Genomic DNA, 2,912 nt, shown 5'->3' on the forward strand with positions numbered 1-2,912 from the left:
CATTGGATGATATCTTCAACCAAATTCAACAAGGTGAGTTAAAAGACCTTAACATAATCATTAAAGCTGACGTTCAAGGTTCTGTAGAAGCATTACGTCAATCTTTAGAAGGCATTAAAAATCCTGAAGTACGTATTGTTATCGTTCATGCTGCAGTAGGTGCTATTAACGAATCCGATATCATGTTGGCTTCTGCATCTAATGCAATCGTAATGGGCTTCAACGTACGTCCAGATGCTAATGTTCGTCGTGCTGCAGAAAATGAAAAAGTTGACCTTCGTACATATCGCGTAATTTATGATGCTATCAATGACGTTGAGTCTGCGATGCGTGGTATGTTAGCTCCTCAATTCAAAGAGGTTGTCGTTGGTCGTGCAGAGGTGCGTCAAGTTATCTCTACACCTAAGGCTATCGTTGCTGGTTCTTATGTAACAGAAGGTCGTATTACTAACGACTCTGAAGTTCGTTTGATTCGTGATGGTATTGTCGTATTTGAAGGTAAAGTTGACTCTTTACGTCGATTCAAAGACGAAGTTAAAGAAGTTAAAACATCCTTCGAATGTGGTATTTCCTTAGAAGGTTACCGCGACATCAAGGAAGGCGACGTAATCGAAGCGTACTTGATGGAAGAAATTGCACCTCAAATTTAGGAGGTTTATATGAGTGACGTTCGTGTCAGAAAATTACAAGAATTTATCAAACAAGAGGTAAGTCAAATGTTGATGCGCGGATTGAAAGATCCACGCATCGGCTTCACTACTATTACCGATGTTCATGTAACAGGTGATTTGCGTGAAGCTACGATTTATGTCTCCTTGTTTGGTTCCGATAAGGAAAAAGAAGATACACTTATCGCTTTAAAGCATGCAGCGGGTCATATTCGTACGGAACTTGGCAAAGTACTTAAATTGCGCCATATTCCTTCTATCACATTCGATAAGGATACGTCTTTAGACTATAGCATGCATATTGAATCCCTTTTGAATGAAATCAAAAAGGACGAAGAAAAAAATTAACACAAAGGATACAGAACATGAGTAAGATTACTATTAATCAATTACATATGGCTCTGTGTGAAGCTAATTCTATTATGCTAACCGTCCATGTCAGACCTGATGGCGATGCTATCGGGTCCATGGTGGCCTTTTACGAAGCCCTTGTAGGGCAAGGTAAAACTGTATATATGGTAGTGGATGATGTAGTTCCTGAGAAGTACTCATTCTTACGATATACGGACCACATCCATGATGTAGCGTATTTTAAAACAAACCCTGTTGATATTGATATGCTAATGGTATTGGATGCTAGCACGTATGAGCGAATTGGCAAAGTAGGTGCACTATGGAGTGCACCTATTTTTAATATAGACCACCATATTTCTAATACGGAATTTGCTGATCATCTATATTTGAAGCCTGACTTTGCTGCTACTGGTGAAATCGTTACCGATTTATGTACAAAATGGAATTGGCCTATCACCGAGTCTATGGGTACTGCTTTATATATGGCTATTGCTACTGACTGTGGTTTCTTTAAATTTAGCAATACAACTGCCAATACGTTAGAAATGGCTGCTAAATGTGTAGCAGCCGGTGCTAGACCTAATGTTATTTCTGAAACGATTGAGGCTGTGTCTGCAAGTCGTCTGGAATTAACAAAACAAGTTATGCAAACTATTGAGTTCTACAAGAATAATACAGTAGCTACCATCGAGTTGAATCGCGAGGCTATGAACATTCTCGGCGATGATACAGATGGCTTTGTGGATATTATTAGAAATGTAGATACTGTTGATATAGCTATTTTATTGAAAGCTGAAGCTGATGACAGAACACGGGTAAGTTTACGATCTAAAGGTACCGACGTGAATGCTATTGCTAGCAATTTTGGCGGTGGCGGTCATATTCGAGCTTCCGGTTGTACGATTAATCTACCATTACAAGAAGCGAAACAGGCTCTCATTGAGGTGATTAAATAATGGATGGCATTTTACCATTTTTAAAACCTCCTGGTATAACAAGCCATGATGCTGTTGCTATTTGTCGTCGCATTTTAAAAGAAAAGCGCATTGGTCATAGTGGTACTTTAGATCCTATGGCCTATGGTGTGTTACCCGTTTTTCTTGGTAAGGCTACGCGGCTTATTGAGTATACAGAGGGGTTTGATAAAACCTATGTGGCAGAATGTAAATTTGGTACTTTTACCGATACTGAAGATAGTTCTGGACAAGCTGTATTACCTGATAAAGATATGGTATTGCGAGACGGTGTTCGAGTGAATGAATCCATTCAAAGTTCAGAACTATCCAATGCTATGCTTAAACCTACTTTTGATGAATTAGTTAATACATTAAATACCTTTATTGGTATTCAAGATCAGAGACCATCAAAATATTCTGCTATTAAGATAAATGGTATACGTGCTTATGAATATGCTCGTAAAGGGATTCCTGTAGAATTACCATTACGTCAGATTCATATTAAACATATTGAGCTGATAGCGTATGGTTTTCCTTATTTTACAGTTCGTGTAACTTGTTCTGGAGGCACCTATATTCGTTCATTATTGCGTGATATCTGTGTTTCATTAGGTATACCAGGAAATATGACATCTTTGGCACGTACCCAAGTAGGACCATTTGATATTGATTCTGCTAAAATGGCTGAAGAGTTGATGCTTCATGGTGAAAGCCTATTGTTACCAACGGATACAGCCGTTTCTCATCTTTCAAAAGTGATGGTAAATAGTGTACAATTAAAGATGATGGTGCAAGGCAAGGAGTTGCCTATTAACAGTGAATTTTTTTTCACTGAGCCAGATAATTTGTATAGAGCCTATGGACCGCATGGTTTTATTGGTATTATGAAACGAACAAACCACTCCTTAAAGGTGGAAAAAAATATTTTTATTGA

Annotated in this window: 4 protein-coding genes; all 4 read left to right on the plus strand. The window is 38.3% G+C overall.

All coding sequences use genetic code 11. The features are described 5' to 3' along the window. The coding region (locus QZ548_RS08790) for a translation initiation factor IF-2 (RefSeq protein WP_367113083.1) at positions 1-650 on the plus strand (650 nt) is incomplete at its 5' end. A 9-nt stretch (positions 651-659) separates the two neighbouring features. Continuing rightward, positions 660-1,016 (plus strand): 30S ribosome-binding factor RbfA, encoded by a 357-nt coding sequence (rbfA, locus tag QZ548_RS08795; RefSeq protein ID WP_005386857.1) that lies wholly within the window; start codon positions 660-662, stop codon positions 1,014-1,016. 17 nt (positions 1,017-1,033) lie between these two features. Then, positions 1,034-1,978 carry a bifunctional oligoribonuclease/PAP phosphatase NrnA gene (locus QZ548_RS08800; RefSeq protein WP_295825692.1) on the plus strand — a complete coding sequence of 315 codons (945 nt, stop codon included), beginning with the start codon at positions 1,034-1,036 and terminating at the stop codon, positions 1,976-1,978. After that, positions 1,978-2,912 (plus strand): tRNA pseudouridine(55) synthase TruB (locus QZ548_RS08805; protein ID WP_295869772.1); only part of this gene is annotated, 935 nt, incomplete at its 3' end. The genes QZ548_RS08800 and QZ548_RS08805, both read left to right, overlap by 1 nt.

This window comes from uncultured Veillonella sp. (assembly GCF_915069625.1).
Lineage (GTDB): Bacteria > Bacillota > Negativicutes > Veillonellales > Veillonellaceae > Veillonella.

Bases quoted from the DNA above. Each gene is read 5' to 3' on its own strand.
- rbfA (WP_005386857.1), top strand. From the start codon at position 660: ATGAGTGACGTTCGTGTCAGAAAATTACAAGAATTTATCAAACAAGAG.
- QZ548_RS08800 (WP_295825692.1), top strand. From the start codon at position 1,034: ATGAGTAAGATTACTATTAATCAATTACATATGGCTCTGTGTGAAGCT.